This window comes from Streptomyces sp. NPDC107498, assembly GCF_055582805.1.
The window spans coordinates 1-20,202 of record NZ_JBVJPE010000043.1 but is presented as its reverse complement, the minus strand read 5'-3'; the positions used below and the strand labels follow the sequence as shown (position 1 = coordinate 20,202).

Sequence of the window (20,202 nt, the reverse complement as noted above, 5' to 3'; positions counted from 1 at the left end):
AACCGCGATCACGCCCGCCTGAGAGCTCCTGGCGAACGCGCCTTCGCGCAGCTGAAGTCCTGGCGCATCCTCCGCCGAGCCCGATGCTCCACCCGGCGCATCGGCACCATCGTTCAAGCCGTCCACACCCTGCTGACCTGCAACTATTCAGGATGAAAGAGGCTCACTGCTCAACAAAGCCAAGGTACGGTCACCGGTGCGCACTCGCGGACTTCGTACGGTCTGAAGCACGTCCGGTCCCCTGCACGAGGCTGCAAGGGACCGGACGGGGGCGGCGGGCACGACGACTCCCGCCTTTCTCGACGGAACTCGGCTACCGAGTGTTGGCCTGCTGCCACGCGTCGAGGATGTCAGGGGGAATGCGGCCGCGGTCGGGGACCTCGTAGCCGTGGTCACGTGCCCAGGCACGGATATCACTTGAGGACGCCATGGCGCTGCTCTGCTCCGGTTGCACGGTGGGGAGATTGGCAGCGGGTGCCAGGGGGGTAAAGAAGGCGCCGTGGTCGAGGAGGCTGCCGGGGAAGACGGGGACAGTCTCCTGACCGGACAGGACTGCGGTGAGGAAGCGGGCCAGGTTGCCGTCGTAGGTGTACCACTGGAAGCTGCGAGCCTGGTTGGCCGCGAGGGTCCATTCGTCGGGACTGCCCGCTGGGCGGGTTACCCAGAAGAGGTACTCGCCGTTGTCAGTGACCGCCATGGGAAACAGGTCCTGGGGGTCGGCAGGGTGCGGCGGGGTCCCCTGCTCATGTTCCATCTGGAGTTGGGCGCGGATCGTGGACGGCATCGGGCCGGTGAGGCTGGTCCAGGGCGTATGTGCGTGGGGGTGGTAGAGGTGGAGGAACCCGCAGAACGTGCCTGGTCCGTAGGTGTCGGAGATCTGCTTGTAGTCCGCCGGCAGCGGCATGCCGAGCGATTGTTCGACGGCCCGCCAGTCGGTGGCCGGTGCGGCGGGCGGGGGCGGGCAGAGGCTGATGAGGCGGTCGATGCTGGTCATGGAAGCAGTCCTCGGCGGTGGCGCTGTTGCTGGCCGTGAGCGGGGTTGGTGAGCGGTTGGTCGAAGATCAGGTTGCCATGCTGGTCGTGGGCTTCGAGCTGGATGTATTTCGGCACCGAGTCGGGCAGGTCGTCGGTGTAGTCGAGGTAGACGTTGTAGGTGACGATCTTTCCGGCCGCGACGGCCCGATAGACCTGGTCTTCCCAGTGACGCATGTCCGGGCTGTTGGTGGGGTTCTGGGTGATGGTGAAGAGGTTGTCGAGGGTGTCGCCTGAACCGCCGAGCCGGTTGGCGAGCATGTGTCCTCGTGCCTGGTTGTGTATGCCGCCGAGGAAGCCAGGCGGGCGCAGGCTGCTGTTGGCGTCGGTGCCTTCATCAAGCATGTCTCGTGTGATGATGGCGTTCATCTCATAGGGACGGCCGTGGGTGTCGCGGGTGAAGGTGACGCGGCCTCCCCAGGTGGGGTCGGCGGAGCAGCCGGCCAGGCCGAGCGGATCGCTGAGGGTGAAGGGGTTGGGGACGTAGGCGTAGTGGTTGATGGCCGGGGCGAGGCCGAGCGGGTCGGGGGTGAGGTAGCGGCCCTGGTGGGGGTCGTAGTAGCGGTTGACGTTGTAGTGCAGTCCGGTTTCGGGGTCGAAGTACTGTCCGGGCTGGCGTAGCGGGGTGTAGGCCGCGGCGTCGCGATTCCATTGGGTGACGCCCCATGCGGTGGCGCGGGCCTGCCAGGCGGTGGTGCCGTCTGGTGTGAGCAGGTCGCTGGGGCTGCCGGTGAGGTCGGCGACGATTGCGAAGAACCTGCGGTCGGTTTCATCTTGGGTGGCTCCGCGTGCTTCTCGTTGGGCGAGGGGCTGCAGGCCGAGGTAGTCCCAGGTGAGGGTGGTGGTGCCGTCGTACTGTTCGGCGATCTGGCCGCCGTCCCAGGTGTAGGTGATGAAGGCTGTGGTGCGGCCATCCGCGGTGGTCTGCTGTTTGCAAATGCGGCGGCCGAAGGCGTCGTAGCGGTAGTCCCACTGTTCGCCGGTGGGGGTGGTGACGCGGGTGAGGCGGTCTTCGGCGTTCCAGGTGAAGTGCCAGGTCAGAGTCTTGCCGCTGAGGGTGCGGGTCTGACGTTGGATGGTGCGGCCCTGAGCGTCGTAGGTGAATGCGGTGCGTCCGGCGCGTATCAGTCGGCTGCCGGTGTAGGTGTGGCCGCCGGCGGATTCCTGGCCGGGGGCGCGGGGCGGGAGGGTGGTGTGTGCCAGGTCGCCTGTGGGGTTGTAGGCGTACTGTTCGTGCCATCCGTGAGCGTCGACGGCAGTGATCCTGCTGGCAGGGTCGAGGGTGTAGGTGCGTGTGCCGGTGCGGCTGTCGTGGAGCTGTAGGGGGGTTCCGTCCGCCTGGTAGGTGGCGGTCCGGTCCAGGAGCTGGGTGAGGTCGTGTTCTGCGGTCTGGCTGGTGATGCGCCCGACCGGGTCCCAGGAGTGCTGCAGGGTGAGGGATCCCAGGGTTCGTCGGGTTTCCCTGCCGAGCGCGTCGCGCGTGAAGTGGAAGGTGTGGTCACCGGCCCGGTAGCGGGCGAGCCCCTCGGTGGTGTACTCGATGAAGGAGGCGGCTCCGGAGGGGGTGCGGCGGTAGGTGGGCCGGCCCATCGCGTCGTAGGCGTGGGTGAGGGTGCACCCGTTGACCGTTTCGGACACGGTCCGGCCCGCTTCATCCCGCTCGAAGGTGATGTCGGCGTACTGGTTGGTGGCGCGCACCAGGTAGCCGGAGGCGTCATATGTGAAGGAGGCCGCGGTGCCGTCGTCATGGGCGAGACGGGTGACGCGGCCGAGGAGGTCGCGCTCGTAAATCAGGTTCTGTCCGGCAGCGTTGGTACGGCGGGTGACGCGGCCCAGGGGGTCGCGCTCGTAGGTCAGCGTGCGGCCGTCGAAGTCGGTCTCGGCGATGAGCCAGCCGGCCGCGTCGTAGGTGTACTGCCACTCGAGGCCTTGCGCGTTGGTGACCTTGGCCAGGCGCAATTCTGTGTCGTGGGTGAAGCGGTGATCGGCTCCGTCTTGGGTGCGGGTGGCGGAGCGCAGGTCGAAATGGGTGGCTGAGTGGGTGGTGGTGCGGCCCATCCGGTCAGTGTGGGTGGTGAGGTTGCCCTCCGGGTCCCAGGTCCACTCTTCGCGGGTGCCATCGGGCAGTTCCCGCCAGGAGGGCCGGCCTTCGACGGTCCAGCCCTGCTTGAGAATGCCGCCGAGCGCGTCTGTGGCGGCGACGATCCGGCCGAAGGGATCCCTGGTGAAGACGGCGTCGGCTCCGTTCGCGGTGGTGATCTGCACCGGCAGGCCCGCGCGATCGGTACGGATGGTCGTCCGGTCCCCGGTCGCGTTGACGATACCGATCAGGTGACCGTGCTCGTTGTACGTGTAGTGGATGGTGTTGCCGGCAGGTTCGACGACGGTGACGCGGTTGCCCCGCTCGTCGTAGGCGAAGCGACTTGCGGTACCGCCGCGTTCGGTGATCCCGGTGGGCAGGTGAAGGTCGTTGTAGGTGGCTGTGGTGCGTACGCCGTCGGCAGCGGTCATGGCGATGAGGTCGCCGTTGTCGTCCCGTTCGAAGCGGGTGGTGCGGCCGGCCGGGTCGGTCTGGGTGATCAGCTCGTCGCGGGCGTCGAAGGCGAAGTGGCTGGTGTGGCCGAGGGGGTCGGTCTCGGCGACGACCTGCAGCGCTTCGTTCATCTGGAAGATGGTCGTGGCGCCCGTGGAATCGGTGTAGCGGGTCTGGGGATGGCCGGTCTGGGGATGGATGCCATAGGCGAACTTCGACGACAAAAAGCCGTCGGGGCCGACCGTGGCCTTCACACGGCCGGCGGAGTCGTAGACGTAGCGGAACGTTGAGTCGTTGCGGTCGGTCCACGAGATGATCCGCCCGTCCGTGTCGTAGGCGAGGCGCAGCGGGAGGCCGGAGTCGTTGAAGATGTCCGACAGCAGGCCCGCTTCGTCGTAGCCGTAGCGGCGGATCTCGACCAGGCCGGTGGGCGTGTGCAGGTGCAGGGCGGTGGCCCGGCCGGCTTCGGTGGTGATGCGTACGGTGTATCCGCCGGTATGGGTCACCACGGTCGGTGCGCCGTCAGGCCTGCGGGAGATGGTGATCCGGTTGCCGTTGCGGTCTTCGATACCCGTCAGCCAGTACGCGGCCGATGCACGGTAGGGGCTGCCGGTGAACAACCGGGTCAGTCCGGTCCGGTGGTCGGTGACCTTGTAGGTGGTCTCGTCTTCGCGCTGGCCGTGATGGGCGAGTGCGAGCTGCGGTCCCTCCAGCGGGGCCACTGGCTCTCCGCCATCCTGCGGCAGGCCTGGATAAACGAGGAGGGAGCCGTCCTGCCGCGCCCAGACGGCTCCGGGCGATGCCGGGTCGAGTTCGATGCGCTCGTCCAGTGTGGAGGCCCAGCTGTGGCCGTACCACTGTCCGAAGCGGTACCCGGACAGATGGGTTCGGCGCAGGACGAGTGACAGGACCCCGGGCAGCGACAGGTCGGTGTGCGTGAGGATCATCTCGCCCGTCGCCACGTCGACCGGGTCGTTCTTGCACCGCTTCTTACCCTCGGGGATCGCGTGGCGGCGTGGGTCGTCCTTCGCGCTGTTCAGCCCCTTGGGGGGCTTCCTGTTGTTGCCTTCTCCCCCACGATCACGTCGGGGGCCGCCACCATTGCGGTCACCGCTGTTACTGTCGTGGTCGCCCTTGCGCTGGCGAGCGATGCGGTCGCGGATGGCGTCGTCGTTGTTCTTGTGATCCCTGGATATCTGCTTGACGGCTTTCGGCAGGGTGTCGCCGATGTGGTCGCCCATGGTCCTGGCGGACTTCACCAGGGCGCCCATGGCCTTCTCGATGACCGGGTCCAGGGCGTCGGCGATGTCGTCGCGGCCCTTGTTGCGGCGCTGGTGTCCCTTGGCCTTGGTCAGCTTCCCGGCGGTCTTGCCGTGGATGCCGGCACTCACGCCGTTCAGCTTCGTGCCGGCCTGCTCGTGCTCGTCGTGCTCGATGTGGAAGCCCTTGCCCTTGCCGCCACCTCCGCCACCGCCTCCGGCGGAGGCGAGGTTCAGGCCCTCCTTGGCACCCTGCACCCCGTCGTCGAAGCCGTCCTTGCCGGCCTGCTTCGTCCGGTCGAGGTCCACGCCGTTCTGGACGCCCAGCGCGTCCATGCTCACCTGGACGACCAGGTCCGCCGCCATGTTCTCCAGCGCGGCCACGACCGGCTCGGTCATCACCGAGACGACGTGACCCACCGCCTCCTCCATCGCGGCCGTGATCAGCTTCAGCAGCTGCTTCTTCGTGAACGCGATCGCTCCGGCACCGAGCAGCGCGGACAGGCCGCCGGTCACCGGGATCAGCGCCATGGCCAGACCGGTCTGACCGGCCAGCACCCCCAGCTCGACGAGCGCCTTGCCCTTCATGACCTCGATCGCGCCCGCCGCGAGGTCGAGCGCGTCCGCGATCGTCCGGGCCGCGGAGACCATGTCCTTGAGGCGCTTGCCCTTGACCTTGCTCCAGTGCTCGTTGAGCGCGTCCATCGCCTCGCCGTGACCCGACGACAGCAGACGCTCCATGTGGTTGTTGGCGAGCTGACCGTCATCGGCGAGGTCGTCCGCGAACTCCCGCAGCGCGTCCGCCATGTCGCGGTACGCGTCCTCGTCGACGTTGGGCCAGTTCACCCCCACCAGGTCCAGCAGCGTGTCCGCCCAGTCCGGCACCGTGACAGCCATGACCGATCCCCCGTCAAATGATGCTCAGCCAACCGAACAGTCCTACCACGGTGTCTGAACGACGGGTAATCCGCTCCAGCAACCTGTCTGGATACCTGGCGAGAAGTCATCGTTCTGATCAAAGTCGCAGTTCACGCGCCTGTGTGTTCAAGAAGACCTGAGCAGCAAGCAGTTACCGCCGTCGCGAATGCGACTGAGTTCGGGAGGCACGGGACGGGACGCTTCAGGGCCCGGATAGCTCCTGCTTGGGCTCGTCGGCAGGGTCAGCCCTCGGCAGTCATGCGGTGTACGCCGAAGGGCCGGGCAAGAGCACCGTCGTCCACTCCGCCTCGCCCGCAGAGCGGCCCCGGACCAGACAATGGAGCCGTCCGCGGCCGTGGTGACGCGCAGAGCGTGAAGGCCTCGGGCGATGCCGCCGAACCCAGGCAGGGCATCGATGTCGGTAAAAGATCGAAGGTCGCAAGCGCCACGTGATCACCGACACCCTTGGACTGGCCCTGACCGTCCTGGCCCCGCCGCCTCCGTAGCGCGCAGTGCCGCGGTAGCAATCTCGGCCTCGCCCAGGGCGAACTCAGTCTGGGTGACGGTGGTGACGCCGCGCAGCTGGCCGAGCTCGATGCGACTGCAGCACCGTTTCACGCGCGGGCGCGGAGCGTTTTCACTGACAGGCCGGTTTCGGTGGCGATCGCGGCCCAGGTCAGGCCCTGGGCTCGCAGAGCTTGGATGGATGCCGCGTCGATGTCGGGGGCCGGCCGGTTCAGCTGCCGGGCCTGCAGGTGGGTGCGCCGTTCGTCTTCGGGGATGCGGCGCAGGATCGTCCTGCAGTCCACGCCGAGCTCGTGGGCGATGGCCGATGCGGACTGTCCGGCCTGGTAGCGGGCGAGGATCTCCTCGTCCGGGACCGGTAGCGTCATCCGGCTGCTTGCTGTCCTCGGCTTCGGAGGACGCGGTGGCGGGGGCGGGGTTTTCCTGGCCGGGCGGCCGCGCCAGTCGGCGGCGGGGATCCGCGCCCGGATGGTCTGGGGAGACACACCGAACGCGCGGGCGAGCGCGTAGGAGCTCTCCCCAGCTTGGTAGCGCCGGCGGATCTCCTCGTCCGCAAGCATCCGCCGACGTCGGGGCCGGGTCTGCGGGGTCCGGCCGCGGGGGCGGATCAGGTCGTCGGGGATCCGGCGGCGGATCGTGGAGGGGTGCACCTGATAGAGCTGTCCGAGCTCGGTGATAGTGGCGCCCTGCAGGTATCGGCGCCGGATCAACGCCGGCAGCGCCTTCGCATCCCTCATCACTTCCCTGCACCTCCCCCGGGCCAACGACAGAGCCCTTACCGGGGATGCGCCGACGACCGGGAGGGATGGCACAGGAGGGGCTGCTCCTGTGCACGTGCGGGGTCCTCATGCTGATCGCGCACGCTGACGCCACAGAGGAAACGAGCGGGAACGCGCCGCTCCTGGAGGGATTCTCAGACCACCCGGCCGTCCACAACATGCTCGGCCCGGTCTGGGGGCCGATCCGAGAGGTGCTCGACTCGACGCCGGCATTGCCCTCCCTGGAAGAGTTCGCGGCCGTGGACAAGGCCATCCAGGACTGCGGCAAGCACATGGTCGACATGTGGCAGTCCCTGGGAGCCAGCGCCTGCCTGACGGATGGTGACCAGCTCTACGTCTCCGTGAGCTGAGGAGGCGCTTACAGTCCGGGGACAGAGGTGAGCGCCTTGCCCCCGCGCGGCTCGCCGCATTTCTTCAGGCGTGCCGCCGCTTTCATGGCCCGAGCTTCAGGGGAGTGAGGTCGAGGAAGCGAACCTCGGTCCGCGCTCGGCGAGGCGGAAGTCCTGCTGGAGGCCAACGCCGTCCACCAAGAGCCTGTCCAGCCTCCGGTGCCGGCGTCCGGGTCCGGCGCCGACCAAGTGAGCGGGTGGACGCCGGAGCCGAGACGGCTTGTTCATCAGCCGTGAGGTTGAGGGTGACGCGGTGGTGGAGCTGTTACGGAAGCAGTCACAGAAATTGCTGGAGCCAGTATCCGGCGAGGCTCGCGGCGCTGAGGCCGGCGCCGTAGGCGAGGCCGCGGACGAAGTGCCCGGCGGCGACGCGGCGCTGTCGTCGACTCCGGACCGCGGGGCGTCGGCGGCCTCGAGAACGGTCCGGCGAGGCGTTCTTCGTGTCGGTCATCGTGAGCGGTTCCTTTCGTGGACATGGCAAGGGAGCGCTGGAGGGGCGAGTACGGCGGTGCCCCTCCAGGGCTCCCTTGCTCTATAGAACGTGCGGATCGAGCGCTTTATCTCTGCAAGCGCGGCGATTGCTCAGCTGGGTGTCAGCGGGCGAGTTCCTGGGGCAGGCGGGCGGAGCCCATGAAGACCCTCATCTCGGTGTCCCAGGGCATCTCGCGGGCGAAGCCCTCGGCGATCTCGGTACTGGGCCGTACGGGCTGGGGCAGGTGCTGTTCGGTGAAGCCGAGCATCTGCGCGCTCGCCCTCCACACCCGGGCGTCGGGGCTCTGCCCCACGGCGGCGTGGTGGGCGGCGAGCAGGTGGGCGGCCAGGGGGTCGCCTGCGCCGGCGGCGAAGCGCCACCAGTACAGGGCGCTTTCTCGGCGGTGGAGGCTGTAGAGGAGGCAGGCGAAGGTGCGGGCGCCGGCTTCGTCGTAGTCGGCGGCGAAGTCGGCGAGGGTGTCGATGTCGTTGGAGCGCAGCACGTTGTCGCACAGCAGTTGCACGTAGGCGAGGACGGCGAACTGGGAGGTGCGCGGGTCGGTGGTGATGATCGGGGTGGGGCGGCGTCGTACCCGGCGGTGGCCGGGCCGGGTGGAGCCGCGCGGGTGTGCGGTGACGGTGTCGGGGCCGGGTGGAGGGGGCGGGAGCTGGGGCACCGGGCGGGTTTCCACGTCGGTGTCCGGCCGGTCGGCCTCGCGGCGCTGAACGGTGTCCGTCACGGTGTAGGTCACGCGGGCAGGGCGCCTGGACTCCTGGGTGATGCGGGCGGCCAGCCGGTCCATGAAGTCGTCGGTGTCATGCGCCTGTGCCTGTTCTTGCAGGTAGCGCACCTGCTTGTCGAGCAGGTCATCCAGCATCAGCTGTCTCCTTTCTCCGTCAGCTCGGCCAGCAGCGCCTTGAGCTTTCTCTGGCCCCGGGAGGCCGCGGTCTTTGCCGCCCCGTAGCTGATGCCGAGGTCCTTGGCGATGGTTTCGTAGCTCTCTCCGAGGACCTTGTACATCTCCCAGCACTGCGCCTGCTGCGGCGAGATCTTGCGCAGGGCCTCCAGTGCGCGGTCGAGACGGTCCTGGTCGCGCAGGTCGCTGAGGTAGGCGGCGTCAGGGCGCTCGGTGAGGGGCTGTTCGCGCCCAACGTGGCGGGCCCGGGCCCGGTAGAAGTCGATGATTTTCTGGTCGAGGATCCGTAGCGCCATGGCCATGGGGTTGGCGTGGGCCAGGATGCGCTCCCACTTCCAGTACATGGTCAGCGCGGCGTCGCTGAGGGCTTCGTCGGCGTCCCGGGGGTCGGTAAGCCGGTTGAGCGCGATCCGGAAGAACTTGTCCTTGTTCGCCCTCAGGAAGGCTTCGAACGCGACATCCAGGTCGGCGCGCTCGGGATCGGGTTCGATCAGGTCAGGGCCCTGGTCAAAGACGTCATTCATCGCTGCGGCCCTTTCCCCGGGCCTGCATCAGGCGGCAGTGTCTGCTGGAGCAGTGGCAGGACGGTACCGCCGCCCGGGTGTGCTGGGCGAGGCTCGGGCGCGGCCGGCTGGTGCCCTGTGGTCGGGATGGTTCGCCGTACGACGGCTTCGAAGCGCACCGTGATCATCCGGTAGACGCCGACACTTATCGCCAGCGCGTACCAGGCCCAGTTGAGCTCCACGAAGCCTCCTTCATCAAGCAGTTGGAGTCCCAGGGGGCGCGACTCTGCGACCTCGGGACGGAACACAGCGTGTTCTCACCCCTACTCACCGAGACGAGACCCCCTCAGGGTTACCTCTGAGACGCACGTTCTCTCCGGAAGGTGCCGGTCCGATTACGCACAGTGCCCATGACCTGCGCCTCTACGCCGAACGAGTGAGGCACGTCACACATCGCCAAGGTTTGGCCGCCACGGCACGCCACCCGCGCACTACCCCCTCAACCAGCCTGTGCTGCCCGGAACTCGGCCGCCACCGACCGCTCACACGCCCGCGCACGCCCCCGCTGCCCGCTCTACCGACCGTCCCGCTGCTCCAGGACCTTGACGGCACGACAGGCTTGACCGAAGGCCCTCCGCGCCTCGCGCAACGTGTTCTCCACCGCCTTCACCGCGCGCTACCCGCCTCTGCCACCGCTGTCCTGAGTTCAGCCTGCCGGGCCGCCTGGTCCTCGCCGAGCTCGCATTCACGCCGCGCGACTTCAGTGCCCCCTCTCCGCCACCGTACGGGCGCCCTCGAGGCCCCGCAGCCGCTGCTCATCTTCACGGCCCTGCTTTTCCTTCGGCGCACGCTTCCTCGAACTCCTCGCCGTGAACTCACCGAGTGCAGCCCCAACGGCATCTTCGAGAACACCATCCCCATCGAAGCCGTCATCGCCACCAGGCCGTAACCGTCCCGTCCGCTTGAAGAACCGCCGCCGGCCGCCCCTTGTGATGCCCACGACTCGGCAGGGCCGACCCGCAGCGGGAGGCGCCGGCGTGCCACGCTGGAGGTGCCCGGTGGGGTCGCGCCCGTGAAGCCGACGCCGCCCCACCGGGCACCGGCACCCCGATCAGTACAGGAAGGCCCCGCTGTGCACAGCAGCGGCCTCGAGGGCAAGGACGTCGAGTACGAGGTCGTGCTCCGCTTCCGTCCGGGCGGCCCGACCATCCTCGGCGTGTGGTCCACGCCCGAGGTAGCCGACGACAAGTTCCTGAAGTGGCTCGGGGCGCACGGAAAGCCCGGCACTGTCCTCGCTCTCACCGCGACCGTCGACGGCGAGACGCGCCCGGTGAAGAGCTGGACCCACGAGGGCGGTCTGCAGGTGGCCGGGGCGGCCTGACCCCCGTACAGGGACGTCCCTCATCGTCCGTCCCGTGCCCTGGTCCGGGCGGGCGCCGTTGAAGACGGCGTGGACCATGACACCGAGCCGGTGACCGGCACCTACTCCGACGAGCCCCGCCTCGCTCTGCTCACTGCCGCCGAGGCCCGCGAGACGGTCGAGCTGCTCCAGGTCCTGGCGCAGCTCGACCCGGTCGGGCGGGGCCGGGCGGCCGGGCAGCTCGCCGCCGACCTCGCCCGCCGCCTACCCACCCTGTAGCCGCACTCCTCCCGCCACGGCGGGACACCGAGAGCCGTACGGTCACAAATGGCCGCCCCCTCGCCGGGTGCGGCCCTTCGCACGTCTGCTGTCCGGCTGTGGGGTGCCGGGCGGTCAGATTTGCTGCTGGAGGAAGTAGAAACCGGTGCCGACGGCGAAGCCAATACCTCTGGCGGCTCGCCACGCTCAGCCGCTGGGCACCCTGAAGTGGCCGATGGGCCGAAGGACCGTTTCCCCGGTGAACTTCGTCCCCCACAGGGAGGACACTCCTTCAGCCCCGGGCACATCAGAGCCACTGGAACCGCTATCTCTAACGTTCGTGATCAAGAACCTGGCGCGCACCGCCGCCCTCGCCCTTCTCCTCACCCCGCTCGCCCTTCCCGCCCAGGCCACCGCCGCGACCGCACCTGCTCCTGCTGCCGCTCGGGCCGCGACCGTGCTCACTCTGGTGGACGCGGTCCGCCAGCTCCCCGTCGCCGGCGAATCGCGAGAGGGCTACACCCGCGACAAGTTCAAGCACTGGAACACGGGCCTGGACCCGGCCGACGGCTGCACCACCCGCAACGAGGTCCTGCTCTCCGAGGCAATCAAGTCCCCGGACGTCGCGACCGGCTGCAAGCTGTCCGGCGGCCGCTGGATCTCGTACTACGACGGCCAGGAGGTCACCGACCCCGGCAAGCTCGACATCGACCACATGGTCCCGCTCGCCGAGGCCTGGGACTCCGGGGCCTCAAACTGGGATGCGAAGCGCCGGGAGGCGTACGCCAATGACCAGGACGCCCCCACCAGCCTGGTCGCCGTGACCGCCCGCACCAACCGGTCCAAGGCCGACCAGGACCCTTCGACCTGGATGCCGCCCCTGCCCGACGCGCACTGCCGGTACATCGGCGAGTGGACCGCGACGAAACTGCGCTGGGGCCTGACCGCGGACCAGGCCGAGATGGATGCGCTGAACGTGTACGCCGAGGCGTGCGAGAACACCGTCGTGCACTTCACGCCCGCCCCGTAACCGTGGGCGCCCGGTCGGGGGGCCGGGCGCCCACGCTGTCCTGCCGGTGAGCAGCACTGTGCCCCTGGACCAGAGGCAGATTCCAGGGGCACAAGGGGTGCGGAACAAACGGGGCTTGACCAGTCGGTTCATTCACGCTCTGTGGACACCGTATCGGGCTCACGTGCTCCATCCGTCTGGCTCGGGTATGGAGCACGCGAACGAGTTAACGCCCGCGCTTGTGGTGACGGCCCGTCGATGATGCCCTCCGGTATCGAGCGGTGCTGGCAAGCAGCCGGAGTTCCGTTTCGAGCCGCTGGACCGACACTGCTGCTGCCGCGGTGCTTACGGGGTGAGGTCGAGGACGCGGACGGGTTCACCCTTCCAGCACTCGGGGACGGTGGTGGCGATGATCGCGCCGTCCGGCCGGTCTGGGGTGGGCTGGGCCGCGTGCTGGGCGTGGGCCTGGGCCCAGGTGGCCTGCTGTGCGACGGCGAGGACGGACGGGAAGTCGAGGTCGAGCACGGTGACGCCGGGCAGTGCGGCCAGGTGTTCGGCGGTGCCGGGGCGGGCCCGGTCGGCTTCGACGAGTGCGCAGGCGGGGGCGTAGAGGTACCAGCCGGTTTCGGCGTGGGCGCGGTGGATGAGGCGGGAGGCGAGGACGTTGCCGGTGCCGGCGGCGGCCATCGCGGTCTCGTCGAGGACGATGTGCATCGGCTCGGTCACGGGCGCTGCACCTGGGCGAGGCGGCGGTCGAGCTCGTCGTCCAGGGCGGCTTCTTCGCCGGCCGTGGGGTTGTAGCCGGTCCAGGCGTTCAGGGCGGCCTTGGCCCTGTCGGCTCGTTCGGCTCGTTCGGCCGGGGTCAGCACGGTCTCGGCGAGGCGGGCGAGGTAGGCGCGCAGGGACAGGCCCTCGGCGGCGGCCACGGCGGCCAGCCGGTCTCGGGCTTCCTCGGGGATTCTCACGTTGGCGTCGGACACAGTGGTTCTCCTTCCCATGGGACCAGGGTACGGGTACGTACCCGTACCCGTTATGGGTATGAAGAGGAGGAACGTGCGAGCGGCCCCGGCGTGCTAGAGCTCGACGAGGCTGAGTCTTGCCGACCGCGGCCTGGCCCCGTAGTCCGGGTATTGCTACGCCGTGAGGAAACCGGCGGACCGACCAGGTCACCGGGCGTGCTGCTCACAGGGGGAGAAGACCGGCAGGCCCTCGAACATCTCACGCTGGGCTTCGTGACCTGCGGCGGCCGAATCATTTGCGACGCTCTGCGAGTCGGTTTCTCATCCGATGCGGTTCGGCGCTGGTGGATCCCGAACCTCGTCTCAGTTGATCTGGTCCGCCCCTCGTCCTGTGAGCGGTGCCTGATCTACTACCTGCCGACGAACTGGAAGCCGAGAGGAAAGCAATGGGCGCTCTGACTGACTACTTCCGCGCGGTGGATGCGGCATCGGTCGTGGAGGTGCTTAAGCGGGCGGATGGCGGGTCCCCGCTCGCTGGAGGGCTCCCAGCCTTCGATGGGGTCGAGGCCAAACACGTGGATCCGACCGTTGTCTTGGCGATGCTGATTGCTGCCATCCGTCAGGTTGAGTGGCGAGTGGACCTGGTCGAAGAGGTGACCGTGTGGCCGACCTCCCCGGTACCCGGCCCGGACAGCCCTGAGGACGAGGACGACCCGTGGGTGACGGGACCGTGGGTATCCGAACTCAATCCCCTGGTACGGGACACTCTGGCGGCTGTGCGCGACTCCGAAGTGCCGCCCATCGTCGCCAGGTGGGTGCAAGCGGAAGAGCTGCACGGAGCCCGCGCCGAAGACATGCAGCCGGTGGCTGAAGAGATCATCCTGCTCGCCAGGCGGGCCCGCAAAGCCGGTGAGCAGCTCTACTGCTGGATGTGTCTTTGAGGTGGCCCAGCCTGGATGTCCGATCGACAACTGCCGAGCCAGGTCACTTAGACCGTGTCCTATGTGGTGAGGCGGAGGAGTCGTTTGTAGCAGCAGAGGGCTGCGGCGAGGCCGAGCAAGGCCGGGTAGTTGCGGGGATGGCGTTCGTAGCGGTGGTTGAGCCGGCAGTAGCCGGTCAGCCAGGACATGGTCCGCTCGATCACCCATCTGCGGCGGCCGAGTCGTTCGCTGGACTCGATGCCCTTGCGGGCGATGCGGACTCCGATGCGTTTGCCGCGGAGCCATTTCCGCAGTTCAGGTATGTCGTAGGCCTTGTCGGCGTGCAGACGCTGGGGTTTGAAGTGGCGGCCGCGGTGGGGGTCGTGTCTCGTTTGGTGACCGAGCACCATGGGCTTGAGGGCCTGGCTGTCGTGGGTGTGGGCCGCGGAGAGGCCGACAGTGAGGGGCAGTCCGTTCGCGTCCGACAGGATGTGCATCGTGGAACCCGGCTTGCCCCGGTCCACGGGGCTCGGGCCGGTGAGTTCGCCCCTTTTTTCGCCCGGATGTGGGCGGAGTCGAGGACCGCCCGGGACAGGTCGAGCAGCCGGCGTCGTCGAGCCGGTGCAGGATCTCCTCGTGCAGCCGGCCCCACACCCCGGCCCGGGACCAGATCAGGAACCGGCGATGGGCCGTGGACTTCGAAACCCCGAAGCACGGCGGCAGGGCCCGCCAGGCGCAGCCGGAGACCAGGACGTAGATGATCGCGGTGAACAGCGTCTCATCAGGGGTGTCCTGCGTCCCGCCGCCCTGCGGACGCACCCTGGGCGGCGGGATCAGTGGCTTCGCGATCTCCCACAGTCCGTCCGGAACAATCCAACTCCACGTACCCCGCCCCATGACGGTCTCAACGACCGCCTCACCACATAGGACACGGTCTAAATCGTGTAACTGAAGCCGAGGGAGGTCAGTCCTTCGGATTGACACAGCCGGTCGGAGGGGCCGCCGACCTCGGTCTGGAGGAGTTGGTAGGCGGCCCCGTGGGTCTGGCCCCAGTGCATGGCGGCCCGCCACAGAACGCGGCCGAGGCCCTGGCTTCGGATCTCGGGCAGGACAGCGAAGTACTGGGGCATGAGCTGGGGGCAGCCGATTGCGTCGGGGCGTACTTCCATGGGGCCGATCGCGCCCACGATGCGGTCTTCGATGGCGGCGGCGAGAACCGGGCCGCACCGGCCGGCCTGCATCCGGGTGTGGAGGAAGGCCAGGCCATCGCCCGCCATGGCCTCGGCGAACGGAGCGAAGGTCTCCTGCACGGCGGTCGGCCAGTCGGCGATGGGGCGGACCGGACCGCCGGGATCGGGGCAGGGGCCGGCAGTGAAGTCCTTCAGCTGGATGCGGGTACCGCGCGGGTGTGCGGTCCCGGGGTCGAGGGGGCGTACGACCCTGGCGTTGACTACATCGTGCGCGGCGGCGAGCTTGGCGGCCAGCTCGGCGGCCTCCTCCACGACGCTGTCGCGGAGCCCGTAGGCGAAGACTTTCACGGTGCCGCGTCCGCGCTGGGTCAGGGTGGGAATGAGGGTGTGCTCGGGCTGGTGCACCACGTCTTCGCGGAGGATTTTCTCGTCCTTCTCGCCGCCCCAGCGCCGGTCCTTGTCGTAGGGCAGGAAGTCACCCGTGTCGGCCGCTCGCAGGATGTCCTCGAACACGCCGACGGTCAGGGCATCGGGGTGGATGGGACCGAGAGTCGGCACGATCGGCGCGGTCAGTTGGGGCCGGAGCCAGTCCCAGCGGAAGAACATGAGCGGAACCCTAGCGGTGGGACGGGCAGGGCTCAGGCCCCGACGCGAGTACGCCGGGGCCTGAACGGAGTTGACCGGATCGTGTCGGTCAGTGGGGGTTGTCGTCACCGGCATCGCAGGAGCACTCCGCGCTCTCCACGATCACGTCGAGGTCCTGGACAGCGGTGATCGACGCAGTCGCGACAGGCGGCGCGGCGCGGCGGGCCGAGGCCGGCGGGCCGGGGAGGATGGTCACCGGTACGGGCGGGGTCATGAGGCGTTCTCCTTGTCTCCGTGCTGGCAGTAGCTGTGCAGCGGCGCCTTGGCCTCCTGGTAGTGCTTGGCCAGGGGACGGCAGACCCGGCAGGTGCCGGACAGGGCGCAGCCCTCGCACCCACCGGTGCGAAGCATGAGGCGGTCGGCGATGGCGCCGAGCCGGGTGAGGCCGTCGATGCCTTCGGCCATCAGGTCGATCTGGTCGTCGCGCCCGACCTTGCAGATCGACACCTTGGCGTGCGGGTCGGCGTGGAAGAACGTGTGTCCCGCGTTGCAGCCGGCGAACGGCTTGCGCTGCCGCAGGTGGGCGGCGGACTGCGCGAGCAGCGGCTCACCACCGCCGTAGATCGTGGGCGTCATGTTCGTGTACGCGTGGTTCTCCACGTTCCACTCGTCGGCGAGGGCGGCCATCTCGTCGGCCTCGGAGGCGTTGTCCTCGGTCACCACGACGTTGATGCGCAGCGGAAGCCCCGCCTCGCGTGCGGCGTCCATGCCGCGCCGGAACGCCTTCCACGCCCCGCGGCGCTGGGTGAGCGTGTCGAAGGACTCCTCGCTCGCCCCGTACATGCTGACCACCAGGCGGTACGGCGGGCAGTCCCGGAAGAGCTTGAGGAGATCGGGCCGCCAGAGCAGCGAGCCGTTCGTGGAGATGGTGAGCATCATCCCGGCCAGCCAGGCGTACCGGTAGGCGCCCTGGAAGTGAGGATCCATGGTGGGCTCGCCGCCGGTGATCTGGAGCCAGAGGACGCCAGCCTCGCGCATGATGTCGAGCAGTCGCACCTTGTCGTCCCAGCCGAGGCCGGAGAAAGGCCGCTCGCCGAGGTAGCAGTGTTTGCAGCCGAAGTTGCAGCCGAGGTTGATCTCCCACGAGGCCCGGCAGTAGCCGTACGGGGACGGCTCGCGCACCAGCACGGTGCCCTGCGCGGTCTGGCCACCCAGGTCCAGACCCCACACGTCGGAGGCGGTCTGCACCGCCCAGGTGGGAAGCGACTCACCGTCGGCGGCGGCCTGGCGCAGGCCCTCGAAGTGGTCGGCGGAGATTCGGGCGCCGGCCCTTGCTCCCGGCTTGAGGAGAAGGTGTCCGTCGAGGAACGGGGAAGCGATCAGAGCGTAGGCCATCGGTGGCCCTCCTTCCGGATCACGGAGCGGGACAGCACACGGGACTCCTGGCGGTCGGCGTGGCAGTGGAACTCGCCCAGGCCGTTGCAGGTGCCGCAGCTCTTGCCGGACGAGTTGGCGCCGCTGCCACCGCAGTCCCCGCACTGTTCGTTGCGAGGCGAGCGAGGGCGCCGGGTCTTGTGCGGGCTCGTGATCAGTTGGTGCACGAGACCTCCTCCAGGGCGTCTTCCCAGGTGTGCTGCTTGGCGTGGTCGGCGAACAGACAGCAGCCCTCACCGTCAGGACCCGGGGCGGCCACCGGGCAGTCCGGCAGTACGACAAGTCCCGCCTCATCCGCCCCGTGCCAGCGGAGCCACAGCGCGGTTCCGTATGCGCCGGCGTCGGTGAGGAGACCGAAGCGCTCACCTTCGTCGTGCGCGGACAGCTGGCACTGCACGGCCCTGTCGATGTACAGGGTGGCCGACTTCTCCTGCGCTTCCCGTGCCAGATCGACGGGCACCCCGCGCCAGTGCACGCACCGCATCACAACACCATCCGGAAGGATGCGACGGCGTTCCGGGCCTGCTGCGAGCAGCGGGGGCAGACGCACGGCGGGTAGCGGCCCGGGTTCTCCAGGACCATCGGGTCCTCGCCCACGCGTACCTCCGTGAGAAGGCCCCACGTCTGGCCGGAGTCGCGGGAGACCCGCAGCGTCATCCGTACGTCGTCCTGTCCGTTCGCCATGGCCAGGAGCATCGCGATCCACGGGCCCGGCCAGAAAGGCCAAGCGGATTACCCAACTTGGGTAACATCACCCTCGGTTGACCAAGTGCAGCGATCCGTAGTCCTCATGCCGGAGCGTGCCCGATGCCCGAGCCATCTCGCTCGAAGGAACTCCCGGTCAGCCTGCTCACGGACCCAGTGATGATCGAGGCATGCCAGGCCAGAGACTTCGGCCGCATCTTTCAGCTGGTCAAGTCACGAGCAGGCATCTATCCGTCGATGATCGCGCGACGCTGCGACCTGACCCCGAGCCGCGTGGGCGAGGTGATCGCCGGACGGCGGCAGCTGCTGCACATGGACGTGATCGAACGGATCTCGGACGGATTGTACATCCCCGGACACATGCTCGGCCTTGCCCGCCGTTCCTGGGAGACGCCGCCCAGCTTGACGGTCACGCCCCGCGAACCGGCCGAGGTACCGGCCTCAGCCGTCGAGCCGCTTGTCGCCGGATTGCCGGGGGCGGACGTCGACAGCATTCTCGCCCTGGCGGCCGAGCGGGACCTCAGCCCGTCGACACTGGAGGCGCTGCACTCGTCGATCGCGGACTACTGGCGCCGGGACGACGAGCACGGTGGCGAGACCTTACGGCCGGCCGTCGTCGGCCAGCTCCGCTACGTCGTCGATCTCCTCAAGGGACAGCGTTCGGCTCCTCTGCGGGACGGCCTGCACAGCATCGCGGCCGAACTGGCCCGGCTCACCGGATGGACCTACTTCGACGCCCGCCAGTACAACCAGGCACGGGCCTACTTCACCGAATCCCTCGGCCTGGCCAAGGCCATCGACGACCGCCAGTTCATGGCCAACGTCCTCGCCTGCATGAGCCTCCAGGCCACCTACCAGGACAAGCCCGGCGACGCCCTCGCACTCGTCACGGCCGCCCAGGACCAGGCCCGAACGGCCGCGGGGACGACACCACGCGTCCTGGCCATGCTCGCGATGCGCGAAGCCTTCGCCCACGCCACCCTCGGCAACCACGGCGCGACCCACACCGCGATCTCGGAAGCCCACACCCAGTTCGGCCGGATCAGCACCGGCGATCCGGACCCAGCCTGGGTCGCCTACTTCGATGAACCGAAGCTGATCGTGGACACCGGCATCGCGCACGGCCGTTTGGGCGAAGCCGCCCTCGCCGAACCCCTCATCGCGGACGCTCTTCGCCGAGAACACCAGTCGAACCACCGGGGCCGCGCCTTCCACGCCTTCTGGCTCGCCCGCACCCAGCTCCAGCGCGGCAAACTCGACGAGGCGTGCCACACGGCCATGGACGCGCTTGCCCCCGCGGCGGCCGTCAGCTCGCAACGAGTCGCCGGCCACCTGCGGGAGTTCTACGAGCAGTTGGAACCCTTCCGCCGCGAACCGGCCGCGGTGGCATTCGAGTCCCGGCTCCGGGAAGTACTGCCCCGTCAGGTCAGCGGATCGCCTCGTCCATGAGCACGTAGAGCAACCCGACGAGGGAGCCGCTGCTGACGATCTCACGGCGGTCGATCATGCTCCGCACGTCGGCCAGCGGGATCCACTCAATCCGGTCCGACTCGTTCTTCTCGGTCGGCGGACCCTCGTACGTCGCTCCGTCGGCCCGAAAGACGTGGTGCTGGGAGTCGGTGATGCCGTTGGCCGGCTCGGCATAGATCAATGGCTTGATCGGACCGGGCCGCCAGCCGGTCTCCTCCAGCACCTCACGGGCCGCCGCCTCCGCTGGGCTCTCGCCTTCCTCGACCAGACCCATGGGCAGCTCCCACGCCCAGGCGTCCGTGATGAAGCGATGCCGCCACATCATCAGCACCTCGCGCCGCTCGTTGACGACGGCAGCCACGGCCAAGTGCCGGAGCTTGACCACGTGGTGCTCCCAGCGGTTCCCGTCCGGCGTCTCGACGTCGGTGAGCCACAAGTTCACCCAACTGTTCTCATAGATCGGACGTTCCCCGTGGATCTTCCACTGCATCGCAACGACCCCTCTCAACCAGCCCCCAGCATCCCAGAACAAGGCGTCCAGCAGGACAGAACCAAAAGATTCACGTCAAACTGACGAAAAGGGAGAGGTTTCCTGCCGACCATCCTCCATGGCACAAGGCACAACTCCCCGAGGCCGCCGACCGACATCCGCAGGGAGCGGAACCATCCCTCACAGAGTGCCGAGCAGGGCCCCTGCGGCACTGAGAGGTCGTTTTCGTCTGCACTGCCCCTGTATCCGGTGGTTTTCTGGCTGTCGGGTGGTGGTGTTTGTGCTGCTGGAGATGCGGGCTGGTTCTGGCGGGTCGGGTGGGGTGACGGGTGGGTCAGGGGATGACTTGTGCCTGTCTCATCTCGAAATGCCTGGTCTTCAAGCCGCGTGCTTCCGTTATCGTTGCTGTGCGCCTGGGCGCATGCGATTCGTAGCGGTAGCCGGAAGCATGGCGAAGCGACGTCCGTATCCGAGTGACCTGTCCGATGCCCGCTGG

The 20,202-nt window shown here is 68.5% G+C and carries 21 protein-coding genes and 2 pseudogenes; 7 read left to right on the top strand and 16 right to left on the bottom strand.

Going from position 1 to position 20,202, the window contains the following annotated elements:
* A pseudogene (locus tag ACZ66Z_RS36130) lies at window positions 1-156 on the top strand (IS5/IS1182 family transposase); the annotation flags it as partial.
* A gap of 157 nt (window positions 157-313) precedes the next feature.
* On the opposite strand, the gene ACZ66Z_RS36125 reads toward ACZ66Z_RS36130, so the two are convergent.
* The 3 genes from ACZ66Z_RS36125 to ACZ66Z_RS36115 form a co-directional block, all read right to left on the bottom strand.
* Entirely contained in the window at window positions 314-994 is a 681-nt protein-coding gene (locus ACZ66Z_RS36125) for an SMI1/KNR4 family protein (protein WP_469940179.1), read from the bottom strand.
* Window positions 991-5,721, bottom strand: coding sequence for an RHS repeat-associated core domain-containing protein (locus ACZ66Z_RS36120; protein ID WP_469940178.1), 4,731 nt, complete (start codon window positions 5,719-5,721; stop codon window positions 991-993). Before ACZ66Z_RS36120 ends, ACZ66Z_RS36125 begins: the two co-directional genes overlap by 4 nt.
* Before the next feature lie 635 nt (window positions 5,722-6,356).
* Complete coding sequence (locus tag ACZ66Z_RS36115) at window positions 6,357-7,004, bottom strand: hypothetical protein (RefSeq protein WP_469940176.1); 648 nt, start codon at window positions 7,002-7,004, stop codon at window positions 6,357-6,359.
* 68 nt (window positions 7,005-7,072) lie between these two features.
* On the opposite strand from ACZ66Z_RS36115, the gene ACZ66Z_RS36110 reads away from it, so the two are divergent.
* Window positions 7,073-7,396 (top strand): hypothetical protein, encoded by a 324-nt coding sequence (locus ACZ66Z_RS36110; RefSeq protein WP_469940174.1) that lies wholly within the window; start codon window positions 7,073-7,075, stop codon window positions 7,394-7,396.
* A gap of 316 nt (window positions 7,397-7,712) precedes the next feature.
* Here the strand turns inward: ACZ66Z_RS36110 and ACZ66Z_RS36105 are convergent, their stop codons facing one another.
* The 3 genes from ACZ66Z_RS36105 to ACZ66Z_RS36095 form a co-directional block, all read right to left on the bottom strand.
* Window positions 7,713-7,886, bottom strand: coding sequence for a hypothetical protein (locus tag ACZ66Z_RS36105; protein WP_469940173.1), 174 nt, complete (start codon window positions 7,884-7,886; stop codon window positions 7,713-7,715).
* 142 nt (window positions 7,887-8,028) lie between these two features.
* Entirely contained in the window at window positions 8,029-8,784 is a 756-nt protein-coding gene (locus ACZ66Z_RS36100; protein ID WP_469940171.1) for a hypothetical protein, read from the bottom strand.
* A complete protein-coding gene (locus ACZ66Z_RS36095) occupies window positions 8,784-9,347 on the bottom strand; it encodes an RNA polymerase sigma factor (protein ID WP_469940170.1) in 564 nt (187 codons plus the stop codon). Before ACZ66Z_RS36095 ends, ACZ66Z_RS36100 begins: the two co-directional genes overlap by 1 nt.
* A 1,111-nt stretch (window positions 9,348-10,458) precedes the next feature.
* Between ACZ66Z_RS36095 and ACZ66Z_RS36090 the strand changes: the two genes are divergently transcribed.
* From ACZ66Z_RS36090 to ACZ66Z_RS36080, 3 genes are all read left to right on the top strand, one after another.
* A complete protein-coding gene (locus ACZ66Z_RS36090) occupies window positions 10,459-10,707 on the top strand; it encodes a hypothetical protein (RefSeq protein WP_469940169.1) in 249 nt (82 codons plus the stop codon).
* Window positions 10,708-10,776: 69 nt separating this feature from the next.
* Window positions 10,777-10,965 carry a hypothetical protein gene (locus ACZ66Z_RS36085; RefSeq protein WP_469940167.1) on the top strand — a complete coding sequence of 63 codons (189 nt, stop codon included), beginning with the start codon at window positions 10,777-10,779 and terminating at the stop codon, window positions 10,963-10,965.
* 319 nt (window positions 10,966-11,284) lie between these two features.
* Entirely contained in the window at window positions 11,285-11,974 is a 690-nt protein-coding gene (locus ACZ66Z_RS36080) for an HNH endonuclease family protein (RefSeq protein ID WP_469940166.1), read from the top strand.
* Between the two features lie 324 nt (window positions 11,975-12,298).
* Here ACZ66Z_RS36080 and ACZ66Z_RS36075 read toward each other — a convergent pair whose 3' ends face one another.
* Together ACZ66Z_RS36075 and ACZ66Z_RS36070 are read right to left on the bottom strand one after the other, a co-directional pair.
* Window positions 12,299-12,667, bottom strand: coding sequence for a PIN domain-containing protein (locus ACZ66Z_RS36075; RefSeq protein ID WP_469940181.1), 369 nt, complete (start codon window positions 12,665-12,667; stop codon window positions 12,299-12,301).
* 8 nt (window positions 12,668-12,675) lie between these two features.
* A complete protein-coding gene (locus ACZ66Z_RS36070; RefSeq protein WP_469940165.1) occupies window positions 12,676-12,933 on the bottom strand; it encodes a hypothetical protein in 258 nt (85 codons plus the stop codon).
* A 425-nt stretch (window positions 12,934-13,358) separates the two neighbouring features.
* Between ACZ66Z_RS36070 and ACZ66Z_RS36065 the strand changes: the two genes are divergently transcribed.
* Window positions 13,359-13,853 carry a hypothetical protein gene (locus ACZ66Z_RS36065; RefSeq protein WP_469940163.1) on the top strand — a complete coding sequence of 165 codons (495 nt, stop codon included), beginning with the start codon at window positions 13,359-13,361 and terminating at the stop codon, window positions 13,851-13,853.
* A 59-nt stretch (window positions 13,854-13,912) separates the two neighbouring features.
* Here the strand turns inward: ACZ66Z_RS36065 and ACZ66Z_RS36060 are convergent.
* From ACZ66Z_RS36060 to ACZ66Z_RS36030, 7 genes and pseudogenes are all read right to left on the bottom strand, one after another.
* Window positions 13,913-14,729 (bottom strand): annotated as a pseudogene (locus tag ACZ66Z_RS36060) (IS5 family transposase).
* 38 nt (window positions 14,730-14,767) lie between these two features.
* Window positions 14,768-15,628: a GNAT family N-acetyltransferase gene (locus ACZ66Z_RS36055; RefSeq protein ID WP_469940161.1), complete on the bottom strand. Its 861-nt coding sequence runs from the start codon at window positions 15,626-15,628 to the stop codon at window positions 14,768-14,770.
* A gap of 88 nt (window positions 15,629-15,716) precedes the next feature.
* Window positions 15,717-15,881 (bottom strand): hypothetical protein, encoded by a 165-nt coding sequence (locus ACZ66Z_RS36050; protein WP_162952559.1) that lies wholly within the window; start codon window positions 15,879-15,881, stop codon window positions 15,717-15,719.
* Window positions 15,878-17,002 (bottom strand): radical SAM protein, encoded by a 1,125-nt coding sequence (locus tag ACZ66Z_RS36045; protein ID WP_469940160.1) that lies wholly within the window; start codon window positions 17,000-17,002, stop codon window positions 15,878-15,880. The genes ACZ66Z_RS36050 and ACZ66Z_RS36045 overlap by 4 nt, the downstream gene beginning before the upstream one ends.
* A complete protein-coding gene (locus ACZ66Z_RS36040; protein WP_469940159.1) occupies window positions 16,987-17,208 on the bottom strand; it encodes a hypothetical protein in 222 nt (73 codons plus the stop codon). Before ACZ66Z_RS36040 ends, ACZ66Z_RS36045 begins: the two co-directional genes overlap by 16 nt.
* Entirely contained in the window at window positions 17,196-17,501 is a 306-nt protein-coding gene (locus ACZ66Z_RS36035) for a hypothetical protein (protein ID WP_469940158.1), read from the bottom strand. The genes ACZ66Z_RS36040 and ACZ66Z_RS36035 overlap by 13 nt, the downstream gene beginning before the upstream one ends.
* Before the next feature lie 23 nt (window positions 17,502-17,524).
* Window positions 17,525-17,725: a hypothetical protein gene (locus ACZ66Z_RS36030; protein WP_469940156.1), complete on the bottom strand. Its 201-nt coding sequence runs from the start codon at window positions 17,723-17,725 to the stop codon at window positions 17,525-17,527.
* A gap of 123 nt (window positions 17,726-17,848) precedes the next feature.
* Here ACZ66Z_RS36030 and ACZ66Z_RS36025 point away from each other — a divergent pair, with 123 nt between their 5' ends.
* Window positions 17,849-19,195: a hypothetical protein gene (locus ACZ66Z_RS36025; protein WP_469940154.1), complete on the top strand. Its 1,347-nt coding sequence runs from the start codon at window positions 17,849-17,851 to the stop codon at window positions 19,193-19,195.
* Here the strand turns inward: ACZ66Z_RS36025 and ACZ66Z_RS36020 are convergent.
* Window positions 19,173-19,706 (bottom strand): NUDIX hydrolase, encoded by a 534-nt coding sequence (locus ACZ66Z_RS36020; protein WP_469940152.1) that lies wholly within the window; start codon window positions 19,704-19,706, stop codon window positions 19,173-19,175. The two genes, ACZ66Z_RS36025 and ACZ66Z_RS36020, sit on opposite strands and share 23 nt — an antisense overlap.
* Window positions 19,707-20,202: the final 496 nt, after the last annotated feature.

Bases quoted from the DNA above. Each gene is read 5' to 3' on its own strand.
- ACZ66Z_RS36125 (WP_469940179.1), bottom strand. From the start codon at position 994: ATGACCAGCATCGACCGCCTCATCAGCCTCTGCCCGCCCCCGCCCGCC.
- ACZ66Z_RS36120 (WP_469940178.1), bottom strand. From the start codon at position 5,721: ATGGCTGTCACGGTGCCGGACTGGGCGGACACGCTGCTGGACCTGGTG.
- ACZ66Z_RS36115 (WP_469940176.1), bottom strand. From the start codon at position 7,004: ATGAGGGATGCGAAGGCGCTGCCGGCGTTGATCCGGCGCCGATACCTG.
- ACZ66Z_RS36110 (WP_469940174.1), top strand. From the start codon at position 7,073: ATGGCACAGGAGGGGCTGCTCCTGTGCACGTGCGGGGTCCTCATGCTG.
- ACZ66Z_RS36105 (WP_469940173.1), bottom strand. From the start codon at position 7,886: ATGACCGACACGAAGAACGCCTCGCCGGACCGTTCTCGAGGCCGCCGA.
- ACZ66Z_RS36100 (WP_469940171.1), bottom strand. From the start codon at position 8,784: ATGCTGGATGACCTGCTCGACAAGCAGGTGCGCTACCTGCAAGAACAG.
- ACZ66Z_RS36095 (WP_469940170.1), bottom strand. From the start codon at position 9,347: ATGAATGACGTCTTTGACCAGGGCCCTGACCTGATCGAACCCGATCCC.
- ACZ66Z_RS36075 (WP_469940181.1), bottom strand. From the start codon at position 12,667: ATGCACATCGTCCTCGACGAGACCGCGATGGCCGCCGCCGGCACCGGC.
- ACZ66Z_RS36065 (WP_469940163.1), top strand. From the start codon at position 13,359: ATGGGCGCTCTGACTGACTACTTCCGCGCGGTGGATGCGGCATCGGTC.
- ACZ66Z_RS36055 (WP_469940161.1), bottom strand. From the start codon at position 15,628: ATGTTCTTCCGCTGGGACTGGCTCCGGCCCCAACTGACCGCGCCGATC.
- ACZ66Z_RS36050 (WP_162952559.1), bottom strand. From the start codon at position 15,881: ATGACCCCGCCCGTACCGGTGACCATCCTCCCCGGCCCGCCGGCCTCG.
- ACZ66Z_RS36045 (WP_469940160.1), bottom strand. From the start codon at position 17,002: ATGGCCTACGCTCTGATCGCTTCCCCGTTCCTCGACGGACACCTTCTC.
- ACZ66Z_RS36030 (WP_469940156.1), bottom strand. From the start codon at position 17,725: ATGGCGAACGGACAGGACGACGTACGGATGACGCTGCGGGTCTCCCGC.
- ACZ66Z_RS36025 (WP_469940154.1), top strand. From the start codon at position 17,849: ATGCCCGAGCCATCTCGCTCGAAGGAACTCCCGGTCAGCCTGCTCACG.
- ACZ66Z_RS36020 (WP_469940152.1), bottom strand. From the start codon at position 19,706: ATGCAGTGGAAGATCCACGGGGAACGTCCGATCTATGAGAACAGTTGG.